Genomic DNA, 17,861 nt, shown 5'->3' with positions numbered 1-17,861 from the left:
GGCGCTCGCCGGCACCGGAAATTCACCTTCGGCAAACCTTCGACAACGAGTCACCCGAGCGCCGGGGTGCTCGCGCGGGAATGTTCCCGCTGATTGCCGAAGGGTGAACAGGACCCCTCGCATAGCCGATCACCTGGGGATTCGGCAACGGAATTTCGATTTGCCGGACATGAAACGCTTTAAAAGAGACTTCAAGTTTGTTTACAACGCTGCAAACAAGATCAGCACCTAGCAATCGGGCTGTAGCACCTGTCACGAGGCCTTCATTTGGCCGAATGACCGGTTGCGAACGATCCGCCGAACGGCTCGGAATCGGCAGGAGAACACTCGGAACGCAGCGCGTACCGCGCGGTGTGATCTTCGCCTCACGAGCGACTTTCGAGCGTCGTCCGCGGGTAGGTCAGTCGCCGCGAATGACCTAGGTCACAGTGCCTTGGCGCCGATCGTGAACGCCTACGATTGCCGTATGCCCGGGGTCAAGGATCGCCTGCTCACGACCATCGCCGATCAGCTCGGTAATCCGCACGGAACGCTTGGCAAGGCAGTGGCTTTCGTCCTCAATCGCGGTAACAGGCGCGCCATCGCGGCTGCGGTCGACGCGGCGGCACCGAGCGCGGGCGCGACGGTCGCCGATATCGGCTTCGGCGGCGGTGTCGGGCTCAGGCTGCTGCTCGACCGGGTCGGTCCCGCCGGTGTGGTGCACGGCGTCGAACCCTCCCCCGACATGCTCGCGCGCGCCCGCTCCGGTGTCGCCATAGAGGTCGCGGCCGGCCGCGTCGTCCTGGCCGACGGCACCCTGGCCGCGCTCCCGCTGCCCGATGCGAGCCTGGACGCCGCGATCACCGTCAACACCATCTACTTCCTCGACGACCTGCCCGCCGCCTGCGCCGAGCTGGCCCGCGTGCTGCGCCAGGGCGGCATCGCGGTGATCGGCATCGGCGACCCCGAGGCGATGGCCAAGATGCCGTTCACCCCTTATGGATTCACCTTGCGTCCGGTCGCCGATGTCGTCGCAGCGCTGTCCGGCGCCGGTCTGACCGTCGAGCAGCGCACGCTGCCGAACCCGCCGATTCCGCACCACCTGCTGATCGCCCGCAAGGGCTGATCTCCCTCGCACAACGATCGCGCTATCGCCTGCCCAGAACCTTGACCGACCGGTCGGTCATAGCTAGCGTCGGTGCATGGGACTTCCCGAGAAGCTGACCGTCCCGACTCCCCACGGCGACATCGCGGTTCATCTGCGCGGCCGGTCGCCGGACGAGGCGCCGGGATTGCTGCTGCTGCACGCGAATCCGGGCGACCATCGCGACTTCGACGAGATCGTGCCCGCGCTGGCTCCCGACTGGGCGATCGCCGCGGTCGACTGGCCCGGCTACGGCGCGTCGACCGTCCGCGATCCGGAGCTGATCAGCATCGATGCGCTCGCCGGTGTGACTGTTCAGGTCGTCGAAGCGTTGTCCCGGTGTGGATTCGGTGCGTTCACGGTGATCGGTAACAGCGCGGGTGGGTATGCCGCCGTGCGCTTGGCCGAGCGCGCGCCGGGGCGGGTGCGCGGGCTCGTGCTCGTACAACCGGCGGGGTTCGCGCCGCGAAATGTGTTGACCAGGGCGTTCTTCCGCTTCGTCGCGAACCCTGTCGTCGCCCGTCGATACGTCGTGCCGAACGCGCGGATGTATCTGGGTCCACTCGACCGCGGCGGTGTGCGCGCCATCTTCGACCGGGCGCGGGCGATACCAGGGGATCCGGTCCGCCTCGCCGTCTATCGCAGGCTCTGGCGCAGCTTCGACGATCCACGTTTCGATCTGCCCGCAGGCGGGCCGGTGCTGCCCGATGTGCCCGTTCTGGTGGTGTGGGGGCGCAACGACCCATCGAATCCGTGGCTGATCAACCGTCGCGGCATCGCCGCCGTACTGCCGCGCGCGGAGGTGCAGGTCATCTCCACCCGGCACGAGCCGTTCGCCGAGGCCCCCGGCCTGTTCCTCGAGACGGTGCGGGATTTCCTGACGGCCAGTGCTGGAATGCGACCATGAGATCCGCCGAGCCAGGACGGCGCGCGCTGCTGGAGGCAGGCCGCACCCTGCTGTCCACCGAGGACCTGACCAGGCTGTCGGTCAACGCGATCGCCGCGCAGGCGAAGATGGCGAAGGGCAGCTTCTATCAACATTGGCCGAGCCGCGAGGCCTACTTCGTCGCCCTGCACCGCGCCTTCCACGACCACCTCGACGACCTGGTGTCCGCCGCCATCGCCGACCTCGCGCCCGGCCTGGCCCGCCTCACCGCGGGGATCACCGCCTATCTCGACGGCTGCCTCGCCGACCCAGCGACCAAGGGCCTGCTGGTTCAGGCGCGCACCGACGCCGGCCTCGGCACCGAAGTGGCGGCCCGCAACGCCACCGCCGCCGCCCTGCTCACCACCGACCTCGTCGCCGTCGGCTGGCCCGACCCGGAGCCCGTCGCCGTCCTGCTCGTCGCCGCGATCGCCGAAACCGCCCTCCAGGAACTGGACGCGCCAGGCCCGCGCCCCGACCTGCGTGAAGCGCTCGTCCGCCTGGTCGACCGCAGAAACGACTAGAGGCCCGATCCGGGTGGATCGAGCCTCTAGTCTTGGTGGGCGAAGGGGGACTTGAACCCCCACGTCCTTACGGACACTGGCACCTGAAGCCAGCGCGTCTGCCATTCCGCCACTCGCCCGAGCGACTGGAAAAATCTAACATGCCCCGCGGCCGAAAATAAAATCGGTCCTCTGACCTGCGATGATGCGGACGGATTCGGCTCGGGAACCGGGGCGCTCCGCCGGGAGTTACAGGGTTGGAGGATCGTGGATATCATGCAAGGAACGTGGTCGGGTCCGGACACGCCGTAACCAGCGTGTCGACCTGGTCGGACACGCGCACCGAAGGGAGGGCTGTGATGGGCATCGTGTCGAGATTCGAGCGTCGCTTACAGGGCGCCGTCGGTGACGTGTTCGCGAGGGTGTTCGGCGGCAGCGTCGTTCCCCAGGAGGTGGAGGCCGCGCTGCAGCGCGAAGCCGCAGATCAGGTGCAAGATCTCGGCGGCGGGCACAAGCTCGCGCCGAACAGTTACGTGATCACGATCAACGAATCCGATCACGGAAAGCTCGACGCCGATCACGACCTCACGACCAAGGCGTTCGCCAAACATCTGCAGGATTACATCCGCGAGCAGGGCTGGCAGACCTACGGCGAAGTGCACGTGGCGTTCGAGGCATCACCTACGCTGCACACCGGAATGTTCAGAGCGAGCGGCCGCGTCGACCCCGACGCCGGACGCGGGACCGCCCCACCTCGCCCCGAACCGCCACAACGACCCGCACACCCGCAACCAGGAGCTGGCCCCATGACGCACAACTCAGGCTACGAGCCAAGCCGAGAGCCCGCGGAGTCCGATCCACGCAACCGCGGGTACGCACCGCCGCCCGCCGGACGTGGTGCCGCTCCCGGCGCGTACCCCGACGAGTACGGCCAGCAGGGCGGCTACGGCGCCCAGCCCGGCTACGGCGATGCCGCGTACGGCCAGCAGGGTGGCGAATACCAGAACGGATACGACCAGCAGGGCGGCGCGCAGCCCGGCTACGGCCAGCAGGGCGGCTACGGCGCCCAGCCCGGCTACGGCGAGCAGGGTTACGACCAGCAGGGCGGCTACGGCCAGCAGGCCTACAGCCAGCAGGGCGGCTACGGCGCCCAGCCCGGTTACGCCGAGCCCGGCTACGACCAGCAGGGCGGCTACGGCCAGCAGGGTTACGCCGAGCAGCAGCCGGGCTACGGCCAGCAGGCCGGCTACGGCCAGCAGGGCTACGCCGAACCCGGTTACGACCAGCAGGGCGGCTACGCCCAGCCCGGTTACGCCGAGCCCGGTTACGGCCAGCAGGGCGGCTACGGCGCCCAGCCCGGTTACGCCGAGCCCGGTTACGCCGAGCCGGAGCAGGCGGGCTACGGCCAGCAGGGCGGCTACGGCGCCCAGCAGGGCTACGGCCAGGCCGCCGGTGCCGGCTACGGCGCGGCGCAGTCCAGCTACTCGGCAACGCTGCAGCTCGACGACGGCAGCGGCCGCACCTACCAGCTCCGCGAGGGCAGCAACATCATCGGCCGCGGCCAGGACGCGCACTTCCGGCTGCCCGACACCGGTGTGTCGCGCCGCCACATCGAGGTGCGCTGGGACGGCCAGACCGCGATGCTGTCGGACCTCGGTTCCACCAACGGAACCCTGGTCAACGGCTCGCCCGTACAGGATTGGCAGCTCGCCGACGGCGACGTCATCCGGGCCGGACATTCCGAGATCCTGATCCGGATCGTCTGATCCCGTAAGCTGCGCGGTGCACGTCACGAGTCGACGCTGTCGGCCCTATGATGCTGCCATCACACGCACGGCCCCGACCTCGGGGCCCGCAAGCCAGCACGCTGGTGGGGGTGGTTCGCCCCGCACCTGCCGTACCGACGTACCCGGGCGAACAGGAGGTGGAACGCCGTGCAGGGATTGATCCTGCAATTGACCCGCGCGGGGTTCCTGCTGCTGCTCTGGTTGTTCGTCTGGGCCGTCCTGCGGACCTTGCGCAGCGATATCTACGCGGCATCCGGCATCCGGATACAGCCCAGGGCCGCACGCGGTTCCGCGGTGCTGCCTTCCTTCAGCCGAGGCCAGAAGGGCGCCAAGTATCTAGTGGTGACTCACGGTTCACTCGCCGGCACTCGAATCACCCTCGGCACGCAGCCGGTCCTCATCGGCCGCGCCGACGATTCGACGCTGGTACTCACCGACGACTATGCCTCGACCAGGCACGCGCGACTCTCTCAGCGTGGTGACGACTGGTACGTGGAGGACCTCGGCTCCACCAACGGCACTTATCTAGACCGCGCGAAAGTCACCACCGCCGTCCGCGTTCCGCTCGGTACTCCTGTCCGGGTCGGCAAAACTGTGATCGAGCTGCGATCGTGACACTTGTTCTGCGCTACACCGCGCGAAGCGACCGGGGCCTCGTCCGAGGCAACAACGAGGATTCGGTCTACGCGGGCGCGCGCCTGCTGGCCCTCGCCGACGGCATGGGTGGCCACGCCGCCGGTGAAGTCGCCTCCCAGTTGATGATTGCCGCCCTGGCGCATCTCGACGACGACGAGCCCGGCGAGGACATCCTCAACAAGCTCGACCGCGCCACCCGCTCCGGCAACGCCGCCATCGCCGATCACGTCGAGGCCGAACCCGAACTCGACGGCATGGGCACCACGCTCACCGCCATCCTGTTCGCGGGCCGCAAGCTCGGCATGGTGCACATCGGCGACTCGCGCGCGTACCTGCTGCGCGACGGCGAACTCACCCAGATCACCCGCGACGACACCTTCGTGCAGTCGCTGGTCGACGAGGGCCGCATCACGCCCGAGCAGGCGCACACCCATCCGCAGCGGTCGCTGATCATGCGCGCTCTCACCGGCAACGAGATCGAGCCGACGCTGATCATGCGCGAAGCCCGCGCCGGGGACCGGTATCTGCTGTGCTCCGACGGCCTTTCGGACGTGGTGAGCGACGAGACCATCGGCAACACCATGCGCGAGGGCAACACCGACGAGTGCGCCGACCGGCTCATCGAGCTGGCGCTGCGCAGCGGCGGGCCCGACAACGTCACCGTCGTCGTCGCCGACGTGATCGATCTCGACTACGGCCAGAGCCACCCGATCGTCGCAGGCGCCGCCTCCACCGAGGAGGAAGAAGACAGCCCGCCGCCGAACACCGCGGCAGGCCGGGCCGCCGCGATGCGCCCGCCGCGCGCGCAACCGCGCCGGGCCGCCACCGCACCGCCGCCGCCGGAGCCCAAGTCGCACAAGCTGCGCTGGCTGCTGCTCTCGCTGGCACTGATCGCCGCCGTCGTGGTCGGACTCGTGGTCGGCTACAAGATGATTCGCAGCAACTACTACGTGGGCGCCGACAACGACCAGGTGGTCGTGATGCGCGGTCTGCCCGGCTCGATCCTCGGCTACTCGATCCACGATGTCGAGCTCACCGGCTGCGTCAACAGCAAGGGCGAGCTGACGCTGGTCGAAGCGGGCAAGACGGCGCCGAACGGCTGCAAGAAACTGATGGTCAGCGACCTCAAGCAGACCGGCCGCGACCAGGTCCAGAAGGGCCTGCCGCCGGACTCGCTGGACAAGGCGCGCGACAGCATGAAGATGCTGGCGCGCAACGAACTGCTGCCGCCCTGCCCGAAGAAGGAATCGGTGCCGCAGCCCGGCGTGCTGCCCACCGAGCAGCCGCCCGTGATCCCCGGTGGCGCACCGACCCCCGGCCCTGATCAGCCCGCGACGCCGACCACACCGGCTCCGCCGACGACGACCGTCCCCACGACAACTCCGCAGATCTCAGGGGAGAACTGCCGGGTGACGGACTGATGTCCGCACCGGCACCGCCGTCGGCTGGGGCTTTCCCCAGCCCCCCTGGCGGATTCGCGCCAGCACCACCCCCGTCGACGCGACGCAACCAGGAGTTGCTGTTGCTGGCGGGGGCGGCGGGGATCACGACGGTGTCGTTGTTCATCGTCGAGGCGAGCCAGGAACAGTCGATCACCTGGGACATCGCCAAGTACGGGCTGGCGTTCCTCGCGCTGTTCGGGATCGCGCATCTGGCCGTGCGACGGTTCGCGCCGTTCGCCGACCCACTGCTGCTACCGATCATCGCGCTGCTCAACGGTTTGGGCCTGGTGCTGATCCACCGGCTCGATCTCGCGGACGCGCAAAAAGCCGCGTACGACTCGAGCCCGATCCCCTCCCCCGACGCCAACCAGCAGATCATGTGGACCGGCCTGGGCATCGTGGTGTTCATCACCCTGCTCATCGTCTTGCGGGACTACCGCACGCTCGCGCGCTACACCTACACCCTAGGCCTGGTCGGCCTGGTCGCGCTGGCGATTCCGGCACTGCTGCCGAGCCGGTTCTCCGAAGTCAACGGCGCCAAGATCTGGATCCGGCTGCCTGGATTCAGTGTGCAGCCGGGTGAATTCGCCAAGATCCTGCTGATCGTGTTCTTCGCCGGTGTGCTCGTTGCCAAGCGCGATCTGTTCACCGCGGCGGGCAAGCACTTCCTCGGGATGGAGTTCCCGCGGCCGCGGGACATGGGCCCGATCCTGATCGTCTGGGTCGTCTGCATCGGTGTGCTCGTCCTCGAAAAGGACCTCGGCACTTCACTGCTCATCTTCGGCACGGTGCTGGTGATGATCTACATCGCCACCGAGCGGGTGGGCTGGCTGGTCATCGGCGGCGGCCTGCTCGTGCTCGGATTCGTCTTCGCCTACCAGCTTTTCGGGCACGTGCGGGTGCGCGTCGACACCTGGCTGCACCCGTTCGACGACTACCACAACACCGGGTATCAGATCTCGCAGTCGCTGTTCGGTTTCGCGACCGGCGGGCTGGCCGGCACCGGGCTCGGCAGCGGACGGCCCAACCAGGTGCCCTTCGCCAAGACCGACTTCGTCGTCACCACCATCGGTGAGGAGCTCGGCCTGATCGGGCTCACCGCGGTGCTGATGCTGTTCCTGATCTTCATCGTACGTGGGCTGCGCACCGCGCTGGCCGTGCGCGACAGCTTCGGCAAGCTGCTCGCGGCCGGCCTGTCGTTCACGATCGCGATCCAGATCTTCGTCGTCGTCGGCGGCGTCACCAAGCTGATCCCGCTCACCGGCCTGACCACGCCGTTCATCTCCTACGGCGGTTCGTCGCTGCTGGCGAACTACGCGCTGCTCGGGCTGCTGATCAAGATCTCCGATGCCGCCCGCGCGCCCGCACCGGCGCGCAAGCGCGGCCCGGCGCCGATCGCCGAGGCGCCGACCGAGATGTTCCGCAGGTCGGAAGGCAGGGCGAGCGAATGAACACTCCACTACGTCGCGTCGCCGTCGCCGTGATGGTGATGGTGGTCGCGTTGCTGATGAACGCGACCTACCTGCAGGTGATCAAGGCCGACGATCTGCGCAGCGATCCGCGCAATGTGCGCGTGCTGCTCGACGAGTACTCGCGCCAGCGCGGTCAGATCTCCGCGGGCGGCACCGTGCTCGCCAGCTCGGTCGCCACCGACGACCGGTACAAGTATCTGCGCCAGTACCCGAGCACCCCGCCCGCGTACGCGCCGGTCACCGGTTTCTACTCGATGCAGTACGGCAAGACCGGCCTCGAACTGGCCGAGGACCCACTGCTGTCGGGCAACGACTCGAGCCTGTTCGGCCGCCGTCTCATCGACATGTTCTCCGGGCGCGACCCGCGCGGCGCCAACGTGCTCACCACGCTGAACCCGATGATGCAGCAGGTCGCCTACGACCAGATGACCTCGAAGGGCTACACCGGCGCCGTTGTCGCGATCGAGCCGAGCACCGGCAAGATCCTGACGATGGTCTCGACCCCCAGCTACGACCCCAACGAGCTGTCGGGCCACGACGGCGCCGCGGGCCGGGCCGCGTGGGAGCGGCTCAGCACCGATCAGAGCCAGCCGATGCTCAATCGCGCCGTCTCGCAGACCTACCCGCCCGGGTCGACCTTCAAGACCATCGTGACCGCGGCCGCGCTCTCCAACGGCGTCGCCGGTCCCGACGATCAGTTCACCGCGGCGCCCAACATCACCCTGCCCGGCACCAGCACCACGCTGGAGAACTACAACGGCAGCACCTGTGGTGACGGGCCGACCGCCAGCCTCTACGAGGCGTTCCGGCGCTCCTGCAACACCGCGTTCGTCGAACTCGGCGTGAAGGTCGGCGCGAGCGCGATCAAGGACGAGGCCGCCGCGTTCGGCATCGGCCCGCACCGCGGCGTGCCGATTCCGGTCGCCGAGTCGACCGTCGGCCCGATCCCCGACAACGCCGCCCTCGGCCAGTCGAGCATCGGTCAGCGCGATGTCGCGGTCACCCCGCTCGACATCGCGGTGGTGGCCGCCACGATCGCCAACGGTGGGACCAGGATGCAGCCGTATCTGGTCGACCAGACCCAGGCGCCGGACCTGTCCGAGCTCAGCAAGACCAAGGCGGTCTCGGTCGGACAAGCCGTGAGTCCCCAGGTAGCGTCGACCCTGACGAATCTGATGGTCGCCTCGGAGAGCAATACCGCGGGCGGTGGCCGGTCCCCGTACCAGATCGCGTCCAAGACCGGCACGGCCGAACACGGCAGCAATCCCCGTAACACCCCGCCGCATGCGTGGTATATGGCGTTCGCGCCCGCGCAGAACCCGAAGATCGCCATCGCGGTGATCGTCGAGAACGGCGGCGACCGGGCACTGGCGGCCACCGGTGGTTCGGTGGCCGCTCCGATCGCCAGGTCGGTGCTGGACGCGGGCCTGGCAGGGGGCTGAACGAAATGAGTGTGCGAGTGACAACACGGGGGCCCCGATGCTGAACAACGGCGCCATGATCGCCGACCGCTACCGCCTGCAGCGGCTGATCGCCACCGGCGGTATGGGCCAGGTGTGGGAAGCGATGGACACCCGTCTCGACCGGCGGGTCGCGGTCAAGGTCCTCAAGACCGAGTTCTCCGCCGACCCGACGTTCCGTCAGCGGTTCCGGACCGAGGCGCGCACCACCGCGCAGCTCAACCACCCCGGGATCGCGGGCATCTACGACTACGGCGAGACCACCGACCCCTCCGGCGGCGAGACCGCCTACCTGGTGATGGAGCTCGTGCAGGGCGAACCGCTCAACGCGGTCCTGAACCGGATGGGCAGGCTCTCGGTCGTCCAGGGTCTGGACATGCTCGAGCAGACCGGCCGCGCACTCGAGGTCGCGCACGCCGCCGGCGTCGTGCACCGTGACGTGAAGCCCGGAAACATCCTGGTGACCCCCACCGGCCAGGTGAAGATCACCGACTTCGGCATCGCCAAGGCGGTCGACGCCTCGCCGGTGACCAAGACCGGCATGGTGATGGGCACCGCCCAGTACATCGCGCCCGAGCAGGCCGTCGGCGAGGACGCCACCGCGGCCAGCGACGTGTACTCCCTCGGCATCGTCGGCTACGAAGCGCTGGCGGGCGTGCGCCCGTTCACCGGTGACGGCGCCATCACCGTCGCGATGAAGCACGTCCGTGACGCGCCCCCGCCGATGCCCGCCGATCTGCCCGCCAACGTGCACGAGCTGATCGCGATCACGATGGCCAAGGACCCGAGCCAGCGCTACAGCAGCGGGGGCGAGTTCGCCGACGCGGTCGCGGCGGTGCGGGCCGGTCACATGCCGCCCCCGCCCGCGGGTGTCGGCCCGTCGATGACCGGCGCGACCCGGGTCCTGCCGCCCGGCCCGACGACGGTGATCCCGGCCGCCGCGGACTACGACGGCGCGACCATGCGCTTCGGTCACCAGGCGCCGCAGCCGATCACCCCCGGCGGCGGTTACACCGGCCCGGCGACGCAGGCCGCGGCTCCGGCCGCCGTCACGCCCGAGACCAGGAACAACAACCAGAAGTGGCTGATCGCGCTCGGCATCGGCGCGCTGGTGCTCGGTGGCGGTGTGCTGTGGCTGCTGTTCGGCGGTGAGCCGAATCGCGACTCCGGCACGCCGACCACCACCGTGCAGACCACCAAACCGCTGCCGCCGCCGGTGACCACCACCAAGCAGCTGCCGCCGCCGATCGAGCCGCCGAGCGAGGCGCCGACGACCACGCAGCCGCCGCGGCCGACAACCACCACCGAGGAGCCTGCGCCCACCACGACGGAACCGCCGGTGACGACGACGCAGCCGCCGACCAAGACGACCAAGCCCGAGCCGACCACCACGGCCAAGACCACCAAACCGACCACCACCAAACCGGTGGAGGGTACGACGACGGTCAACGGACGTCCGCGGCTGCCCACGCTCGACCTGCCGTTCCCCGACGCCCCGAACGCGATGGGCCCGAAGATCACCGTCGACAACACTCCGTCACAAGGACAACCATGACCACCCCGAAGAATCTCTCCTCGCGGTACGAGCTGGGCGAGATCATCGGGTTCGGCGGCATGTCGGAGGTGCACAAGGCACGCGACGTGCGCCTGTCGCGCGATGTCGCGATCAAGGTGCTGCGCGCGGATCTGGCCCGCGATCCCACGTTCTACCTGCGGTTCAAGCGGGAGGCGCAGAACGCGGCCGCGCTGAACCATCCGGCCATCGTCGCTGTGTACGACACCGGCGAGGCCACCGTCGACGGCGGCCCGCTGCCCTACATCGTCATGGAGTACGTCGAGGGCGACACCCTGCGCGACATCGTCCGCGGCAAGGGCCCGCTGGCGCCGCGCAAGGCGATGGAAGTCGTGGCCGACGTATGCGCCGCGCTCGATTTCAGCCACAAGGCCGGGATCGTGCACCGCGACATGAAGCCGGCCAACATCATGATCAACCGCGCCGGTGCGGTGAAGGTGATGGACTTCGGCATCGCCCGCGCGATCGCCGACAGCTCCAACCCGATGACCCAGACCGCCGCGGTGATCGGCACCGCCCAGTACCTCTCGCCGGAGCAGGCGCGCGGCGAGACCGTCGACGCCCGCTCCGATGTGTACTCGGTCGGCTGTGTGCTGTTCGAGATCCTCACCGGGCAGCCGCCGTTCACCGGCGACTCGCCGGTCGCGGTCGCGTATCAGCACGTCAAGGAGGATCCGCCGCTGCCGTCGTCGGTCAATCCGGGCGTGCCGCGCGAGCTGGATTCGGTGATTCTCAAGGCGATGGCCAAGAACCCGGCCAACCGGTACCAGACGGCCGCGGAGATGCGCGCCGACCTGATCCGGGTGCTCGGCGGGCAGAAGCCGAGCGCGCCGATGGTGATGAACGACGAAGATCGCACCACCATCATGGATTACGAGGACGAGCCCGCTCCGCGGTCGTTCCGTGATCGCCGCGACGACACCTCCGAGCAGGCCGCGATCGCGCCGCCCGCCGAGGGCCGCAACCGCACCGGTCTGATCGCGCTCGGTGTCGCCGCCGCACTCGCGGTGGCCTTCGGATTGTTCTGGGTGCTGGTCGGGCCGGGGAGCAAGCCGGACCAGGTCGCCGTGCCCGATGTGTCGGGCCAGCCCTCCCAGCAGGCGCAGACCGCGCTGCAGAACGCCGGGTTCCACGTCGCCGTGCTGCAGAAACCGGACGGCAAGGTGACGCCGGGCAATGTCATCGCGACCCAGCCGCTCGGCGGTTCCCGGATCGACGAGGGCAGCACCGTCACCCTGCAGGTCTCGACCGGTCCTTCGCAGGTCCAGGTGCCGCGGCTGGCGGGTCTCACGCAGGCCGAGGCCGAGCAGAAGCTGAATTCGATCGGGCTGCAGCTGAATCCGAACGTGGCGCGCAAGGCGTCGAGCACCGCCGAGACCGACAAGGTGATCTCGCAGGAGCCGAGCGCGGGCGTGCGGGTCGACATCGATCAGCCGATCGTCATCACCATCGGTTCCGGGCCGGAGCAGGTCAGGGTGCCGACGGTGGTCGGCCAGGACATCGGTGTCGCCCAGCCGAATCTGGCCGACAGCGCCGGCTTCAAGGTCGAGATCCAGGAGGTGAAGTCCACCGCGCCGAGGGGCCAGGTGCTCTCCACCAACCCGGCGGGCGGCAGCACCGCGGAGAAGGGCTCGACCATCACCGTGCAGGTCTCGGCCGGTGACCGGATCACCGTTCCCGACCTGAGCGGGCTCACCCCGACCCAGGCGCAGGAACAGCTGCGCGCGCTCGGCTGGACCGGTCAGCTCAGCCAGACCACGGTGATCACGCTCGACGGCAGTGCGTCGGGCAAGGTCGTCGGCCAGAGTCCGGCGGCGGGGTCCTCGGTCACCATGACCAGCAACGTCGTGCTGCAGGTAGGTGCTTCACCGATTCCGCGCTGAGGTCTCGATTGCGTGGAGAACCTACCTGCCGCGGCGCGGCGGGCGCAGAATGAGGCTGCTTCATCCCAACCAGCAACGCTGAACGAGGAGGTAGCCCTATGACCACGGCCAGGGACATCATGAAGCCCGGTGCGCAGTGGATCACCCGCGGCGACACCGTATCGACCGCCGCGACGGCGATGGCCGATCTCGGTGTCGGATCGCTTGTCGTCGCCGATGACGACGAGCGCATGTGCGGCATCATCACCGACCGCGACATCGTCGTGAAGTGCATCGCGCTCGGCCTGTCCCCCGAAACGACGACCGCGGCCGAACTGTGCGAGTCGACCCCGCGCTGGGTCAGCGCGGACGCGGATGTGGAAGACGTGCTCGACCAGATGGAGAGCCATCGGGTCAAGCGGATGCCGGTGATCGACAACAAACGGCTGGTCGGCATGATCAGCGAGGCCGATCTGGCCAGGCACCTCGACGACAATCAGCTCGGCGAGTTCGTGACCGCCATCTACGGGCGGCCCTGAGCCTCAGCCCAGATCTAGATGAGTGTTCATCGACATGGCCTCGGCGGCCAGGTCGGTGAGTTCGACCACGCGCACGCCGTGCCTGCGGAGTTTGTCCACACCCTCGCACGCGGCGACGAACAGGCTCGGCTCGCGCCAGGCGATGACGACGGTCGGGATACCGGCGGCCAGGATCCGGTCGGTACACGGCGGTCGGCTCGCCGTGGCGCGGGTCGAGCACGGTTCGAGCGTGGTGTAGATCGTCGCCCTGGTCAGCCGTGGGTCGTCGGGGTCGAGCTTGTTCAGCGCCGATTCCTCCGCGTGCACCTTCTCGTCGGTCTCGCGCGACCAGCCGGTCGCGATCTCCACCCCGTCGGCGACGATCACCGCGCCGACGGAGTAGGCCGTTGTGCTGGGCGGACAGTTCCTGGCCAGGTCGATCGCCCTGTGCATGAATCGGTGGTCGGTGCTGTCGGCACTGTCTGCGCTCATCGAATTCCCCTGCTGGTCGGGAGTTATCCACAACTGTCGCATGATGTGGAGTCGGTCATGTTCAGGTGTGCAGCGATTCGTTCGACAAACTGTGGACAGTGATATTTCCGCAGGTCGGTCCCATGATTTCGAACACAGGGACGGTTAGCGAACGGGCTCGTCCGCATCGCCGACCAGGTACTTCAGCACAGCGACATCCCCAAGTTGTTCCACACCCGCCAAGCGCAGCCGGCGTTGTGCACCGCCGGGGAACTGGGCCGGGCCGACGAAGCGCGGCGCGGCCGGGTCGCCGACCAGGATCGGCGCGATCGCGAGCCGGATCTCGTCGACCAGGTCGGCGGCGAGGAAACCGGTGTGCATCCCGGTGCCGCCCTCGACCATCAGCCTGTGGATACCGCGCTCGCCCAGATCGTCGAGCAGCGCGGACAGGGCGAGTTCGGGGCCGAGCGCGATGACTTCGGCCAGCCCGGCCAGCCGGTCACCCAGCGTCGCCGCGCCCGCATCGGAGGTGTAGACCAGCTTGTCGCCACCGGTGTGCCAGAAACGCAGCTCGGGATCGAGCTCACCGGAGGCGGTGACGGTGATCTTGACCGGATACTCCGGTTTGCCCGCCGACACCCGGTCGGCCCTGCGTTCGGCGCTGTTGACCAGCAGCCGGGGATTGTCGGCACGCAGCGTCTGCGCGCCGATCAGGATCGCGTCGGACTCGGCCCGCACCTGATCGACCCGGTCGAAGTCCGCGCTGTTGGACAGCAGCAGCCGCTGGGCGCTCGCGTCGTCGATATAGCCGTCCAGGCTGGCCGCCACCGACAGCAGTACCCAGGGCCTCACTGGGTCACCAGCGCGGCGACCTCCGCTTCGAGCGCCGATACCAGGGCCTCGGCGGGACGCTGCCCACACACTTCGAGCCAGTTGGCCAGCATTCGGTGCCCGCCCTGGGTGAGCACCGACTCGGGATGGAACTGCACGCCGTGGATCGGCAGGGTGCGGTGGCGCATGGCCATCACGATCCCGCTCTCGGTGTGGCCGACAACCTCCAGCTCGTCCGGGATCGTCTCGGGGAGCACGGTCAGCGAGTGGTAGCGGGTCGCGGTGAACGGGTCGGGAAGGCCGGCCAACACGCCCGAGCCGAGGTGGAATACCTGGCTGGTCTTGCCGTGCAGCAGCTCCGGCGCCCGGTCCACGGTCCCGCCGAACGCCTCGCCGATGGCCTGGTGTCCGAGGCACACGCCGAGCAACGGCACCTCGTGCTTGGCCGCCGCGTGGACCAGCGGGATGCTGGCGCCCGCCCGGTCGGGGCTGCCCGGCCCCGGGCTGACGAGCACGCCGTCGAAGGTCCCGCCCTCGTCGCCGCGGGTGAGCAGGGTGTCCAGGTCGGCGAGGCGCTGGTCGTCGTTGCGCCAGACCACGGCCTCGGCACCAAGCTGGCCGAGGTATTGCACCAGGTTGAACACGAAGCTGTCGTAGTTGTCGACGACCAGAACACGCATGCGTCGAGAGTACGTGGCGACCCCGTAGGTCGTCGCATCCAATACCTGGTGGGATAGCCTAGGAGTTACCTGTATTCCGAATTCGAGGACGTCATGCCCAAGTCCAAGGTCCGTAAGAAGGCCGACTACACCCCGAGCCCTGCCAGCCGCACCCCGGTGAAGGTGAAGGCGGGCCCGTCGCCGGCTTGGTACGTCGCGATCATGCTTGGTTTCATGCTGGCAGGCCTCGTCTGGCTGCTGGTGTATTACCTGGCCGCCGAGCAGATCGGCTGGATGAACGATCTCAACGCGTGGAACTTCCTGATCGGGTTCGGCCTGATGGTCATCGGCCTGATCATGACCATGCGATGGCGCTGACCAGCCGGTACGCGCCGGATTACACCGGTGTTATTCATGCACACCTGTGGATGAAGCTGTGGACAACTCGAGGAGCAATGGGGGACGACGCCGCGTGAACGCTGTGGATTCCGCAGGCAGCACCTCGTGGACAACTCCCACCGCCGGTCTCGTCGCGGTGTCCGGCGGCGGTCTGATCCTGGTCGTGGCCGCCGTGCTTGCCCAGGACGGACCCAGCAGGCTGCTCGTCGGCCTGGCCGCGGTCGCCGTCCTGGGGATGGCCGTGCTCGGTTTCCGGCAGCGCCCCCGGTTGACCATGGTGTCCGGCCCCGCGCCGCGCCTGGTGGTCGGCACACTCACCGGGCCGAAGGAGTACCCGCTGGATCGGATCGACCGGATCCGGATGGTCTCCTACCGCCGCCTCGGCCGGAAGTCGGCGATGCTCGAGATCGACGTCCAGCACGAGGGCTCGGAGCGGCTGCTGATCTTCGGCCGCTGGGATCTCGGCACCAACCCGCACGATGTCTACGACGCGCTGGTCGTCAACGGCTTCGCCTCGGTGGCCGACTGATTCCGCAACGTTTCACGTGAAGCAAAGAACTCCCCGTCGCGACTGTCGCGGCGGGGAGTTCTGCTGTGTACGGCTCGATCAGCCGATGGTGATCGAGGAGATCACGACCGGCTCTTCCGGGCGATCGTTGCGATCGGTCTTCACCGCGGCGATCGCGTCGACGACCTTGCGCGAATCGGGATCGACCACCTCGCCGAAGATGGTGTGCTTGCGATTCAGGTGCGGCTGCGCGCCGACGGTGATGAAGAACTGCGAACCGTTGGTGCCCGGCCCCGCATTGGCCATGGCCAGCAGGTAGCCGCGGTCGAAGCGCAATTCGGGGTGGAACTCGTCGCCGAATTCGTAGCCAGGCCCGCCGCGACCGGTGCCCGTCGGGTCGCCGCCCTGAATCATGAACCCCGGGATCACCCGGTGGAAGACGGCGCCGTCGTAGAACGGGCCATCCTCGGTGCCACCGGCGTTGGCGGTGGTGTACGGCGCGCTGCCGTCGGCGAGACCGACGAAGTTGCGCACTGTCTTCGGGGCGTGGTTACCGAAAAGCGCGATCTTGATATCGCCGTGGTTGGTGTGCAGCGTCGCCACGGCCGTCTGGTTGGGTGAGGTCACGCGCTTATGGTGCCACGGGCGCAGCTCGAGGCCTCCGAACCTGAGGGGAGCGTCTCGTAGAGTGGTCGCATGAAGCTTCGTAACCCGCTCATCGCGTCCCTCGCGATCGCCGGGGCAGGCGCCCTGGCCCTGCTGGCCCGCAGCAAGCGTCCGCAACTTCCCGAGCCCGCCGCCGAGCCGCCGCGCCTCGGCTACTCCCGCAACGGTGCCGCGCCGGCCCCCGTCTCGGAGACCGGCGCGCACTGAACCGTCAGCGGCTGACGGACTTCTTGTACTGCACCTGAGCCAGCGGCACGAACACGATCAGGATCACCACGATCCACATCAGCGTCGTGGCCACCGGGTTCTGCATCGGCCAGGCCTCCGAGGGCGGACCCAACGGGTTGGTGTTGCCGAACAGGTCGCGCACGGCCTGGGTGAGCGCGGATACCGGGTTCCATTCGGCGAAGACGCGCAGCGGCCCCGGCAGGCTTTCCAGCGGCACGAACGCGTTCGAGATGAACGTCAGCGGGAAGATCACCATGAAGCTGGCGTTGTTGAACACCTCGGGCGCGCGTACGAGAAGTCCGACGACCGCCATGATCCACGACAGCGCGTACGCGAACAGCAACATCAGCACGTAGGCCAGCACCGCGTCCAGGAACGACCCGCGGATCCGCCAGCCGACGATCAGGCCGGTCAGCGACATGACGACCAGGCTGACGATGTTGATCACGACGTCGCTGATCGTGCGGCCGACGAGCACTGCCGACGGCGCCATCGGCAGTGACCGGAACCGGTCGATGATGCCCTTCTGCATGTCCTCGGCCAGGCCGGCTCCGGTGAAGGTGGCGCCGAAGACCACGGTCTGCGCGAAAATGCCCGCGATCAGGAATTCGCGATAGCCGCCCGCGACGCCCTCGATCTGGATCGCCGAGCCGAAGATGTAGGCGAACAGCAGCACGAACATGATCGGCGACAGCGTCGTGAAGACCAGCACGTCGGGCACGCGCTTGATCTTGATGACATTGCGCTTGGCGATGGTCACGCTGTCGCTGACAACCATCGAGAGCCGTTCACCGAGCC

Annotated in this window: 19 protein-coding genes and 1 tRNA gene; 14 read left to right on the top strand and 6 right to left on the bottom strand. The window is 68.3% G+C overall.

What is annotated here, in order from left to right:
• Window positions 1-466: 466 nt before the first annotated feature.
• The 3 genes from IEY60_RS22670 (at window position 467) to IEY60_RS22660 (ending at window position 2,572) form a co-directional block, all read left to right on the top strand.
• Entirely contained in the window at window positions 467-1,105 is a 639-nt protein-coding gene (locus IEY60_RS22670; protein ID WP_189031830.1) for a methyltransferase domain-containing protein, read from the top strand.
• A 76-nt stretch (window positions 1,106-1,181) separates the two neighbouring features.
• The gene (locus tag IEY60_RS22665) at window positions 1,182-2,030 is read left to right on the top strand and encodes an alpha/beta fold hydrolase (protein WP_189031828.1); all 849 of its coding nucleotides are present in this window, start codon (window positions 1,182-1,184) and stop codon (window positions 2,028-2,030) included.
• A complete protein-coding gene (locus IEY60_RS22660) occupies window positions 2,027-2,572 on the top strand; it encodes a TetR/AcrR family transcriptional regulator (RefSeq protein ID WP_189031826.1) in 546 nt (181 codons plus the stop codon). The genes IEY60_RS22665 and IEY60_RS22660 overlap by 4 nt, the downstream gene beginning before the upstream one ends.
• Before the next feature lie 33 nt (window positions 2,573-2,605).
• On the opposite strand, the gene IEY60_RS22655 is transcribed toward IEY60_RS22660, so the two are convergent.
• Window positions 2,606-2,691: transfer RNA gene (locus IEY60_RS22655), tRNA-Leu, on the bottom strand.
• A gap of 219 nt (window positions 2,692-2,910) precedes the next feature.
• On the opposite strand from IEY60_RS22655, the gene IEY60_RS22650 reads away from it, so the two are divergent.
• From IEY60_RS22650 to IEY60_RS22615, 8 genes are all read left to right on the top strand, one after another.
• Window positions 2,911-4,317 carry an FHA domain-containing protein gene (locus IEY60_RS22650; RefSeq protein ID WP_189031824.1) on the top strand — a complete coding sequence of 469 codons (1,407 nt, stop codon included), beginning with the start codon at window positions 2,911-2,913 and terminating at the stop codon, window positions 4,315-4,317.
• 168 nt (window positions 4,318-4,485) lie between these two features.
• Window positions 4,486-4,953, top strand: coding sequence for an FHA domain-containing protein FhaB/FipA (locus IEY60_RS22645; RefSeq protein ID WP_189031822.1), 468 nt, complete (start codon window positions 4,486-4,488; stop codon window positions 4,951-4,953).
• Window positions 4,950-6,395, top strand: coding sequence for a PP2C family protein-serine/threonine phosphatase (locus IEY60_RS22640; protein WP_189031820.1), 1,446 nt, complete (start codon window positions 4,950-4,952; stop codon window positions 6,393-6,395). Before IEY60_RS22645 ends, IEY60_RS22640 begins: the two co-directional genes overlap by 4 nt.
• Complete coding sequence (locus tag IEY60_RS22635; protein ID WP_189031818.1) at window positions 6,395-7,867, top strand: FtsW/RodA/SpoVE family cell cycle protein; 1,473 nt, start codon at window positions 6,395-6,397, stop codon at window positions 7,865-7,867. The genes IEY60_RS22640 and IEY60_RS22635 overlap by 1 nt, the downstream gene beginning before the upstream one ends.
• Window positions 7,864-9,330 carry a peptidoglycan D,D-transpeptidase FtsI family protein gene (locus IEY60_RS22630; RefSeq protein ID WP_189031816.1) on the top strand — a complete coding sequence of 489 codons (1,467 nt, stop codon included), beginning with the start codon at window positions 7,864-7,866 and terminating at the stop codon, window positions 9,328-9,330. Before IEY60_RS22635 ends, IEY60_RS22630 begins: the two co-directional genes overlap by 4 nt.
• Before the next feature lie 37 nt (window positions 9,331-9,367).
• Window positions 9,368-10,903, top strand: a complete 1,536-nt coding sequence (locus IEY60_RS22625; RefSeq protein WP_189031814.1) for a protein kinase domain-containing protein — start codon at window positions 9,368-9,370, stop codon at window positions 10,901-10,903.
• Entirely contained in the window at window positions 10,900-12,804 is a 1,905-nt protein-coding gene (gene pknB / locus IEY60_RS22620; protein WP_189031812.1) for a Stk1 family PASTA domain-containing Ser/Thr kinase, read from the top strand. The genes IEY60_RS22625 and pknB overlap by 4 nt, the downstream gene beginning before the upstream one ends.
• A gap of 98 nt (window positions 12,805-12,902) precedes the next feature.
• A complete protein-coding gene (locus IEY60_RS22615; protein ID WP_189031810.1) occupies window positions 12,903-13,322 on the top strand; it encodes a CBS domain-containing protein in 420 nt (139 codons plus the stop codon).
• 3 nt (window positions 13,323-13,325) lie between these two features.
• Here IEY60_RS22615 and IEY60_RS22610 read toward each other — a convergent pair whose 3' ends face one another.
• The 3 genes from IEY60_RS22610 to IEY60_RS22600 form a co-directional block, all read right to left on the bottom strand.
• Window positions 13,326-13,793 (bottom strand): deaminase, encoded by a 468-nt coding sequence (locus IEY60_RS22610; protein ID WP_189031808.1) that lies wholly within the window; start codon window positions 13,791-13,793, stop codon window positions 13,326-13,328.
• 144 nt (window positions 13,794-13,937) lie between these two features.
• Window positions 13,938-14,624 (bottom strand): RibD family protein, encoded by a 687-nt coding sequence (locus IEY60_RS22605; RefSeq protein ID WP_189031806.1) that lies wholly within the window; start codon window positions 14,622-14,624, stop codon window positions 13,938-13,940.
• Entirely contained in the window at window positions 14,621-15,283 is a 663-nt protein-coding gene (locus IEY60_RS22600) for an aminodeoxychorismate/anthranilate synthase component II (RefSeq protein WP_189031804.1), read from the bottom strand. Before IEY60_RS22600 ends, IEY60_RS22605 begins: the two co-directional genes overlap by 4 nt.
• A 93-nt stretch (window positions 15,284-15,376) precedes the next feature.
• On the opposite strand from IEY60_RS22600, the gene crgA reads away from it, so the two are divergent.
• The gene (gene crgA / locus IEY60_RS22595) at window positions 15,377-15,640 is read left to right on the top strand and encodes a cell division protein CrgA (protein ID WP_189031801.1); all 264 of its coding nucleotides are present in this window, start codon (window positions 15,377-15,379) and stop codon (window positions 15,638-15,640) included.
• Window positions 15,641-15,743: 103 nt separating this feature from the next.
• The gene (locus IEY60_RS22590) at window positions 15,744-16,190 is read left to right on the top strand and encodes a PH domain-containing protein (protein ID WP_189032491.1); all 447 of its coding nucleotides are present in this window, start codon (window positions 15,744-15,746) and stop codon (window positions 16,188-16,190) included.
• 78 nt (window positions 16,191-16,268) lie between these two features.
• Here the strand turns inward: IEY60_RS22590 and IEY60_RS22585 are convergent, their stop codons facing one another.
• Window positions 16,269-16,796: a peptidylprolyl isomerase gene (locus IEY60_RS22585; protein WP_189031792.1), complete on the bottom strand. Its 528-nt coding sequence runs from the start codon at window positions 16,794-16,796 to the stop codon at window positions 16,269-16,271.
• 69 nt (window positions 16,797-16,865) lie between these two features.
• On the opposite strand from IEY60_RS22585, the gene IEY60_RS22580 reads away from it, so the two are divergent.
• Window positions 16,866-17,042 (top strand): hypothetical protein, encoded by a 177-nt coding sequence (locus IEY60_RS22580; RefSeq protein ID WP_189031790.1) that lies wholly within the window; start codon window positions 16,866-16,868, stop codon window positions 17,040-17,042.
• 4 nt (window positions 17,043-17,046) lie between these two features.
• Here IEY60_RS22580 and IEY60_RS22575 read toward each other — a convergent pair whose 3' ends face one another.
• A complete protein-coding gene (locus IEY60_RS22575) occupies window positions 17,047-17,841 on the bottom strand; it encodes an ABC transporter permease (protein ID WP_189032489.1) in 795 nt (264 codons plus the stop codon).
• Window positions 17,842-17,861 lie beyond the last annotated feature (20 nt).

The sequence above is a fragment of the Nocardia rhizosphaerihabitans genome (assembly GCF_014646295.1).
GTDB classification, from domain to species: Bacteria; Actinomycetota; Actinomycetes; order Mycobacteriales; family Mycobacteriaceae; genus Nocardia; species Nocardia rhizosphaerihabitans.
This window is presented reverse-complemented; position numbering and strand designations above follow the sequence as displayed.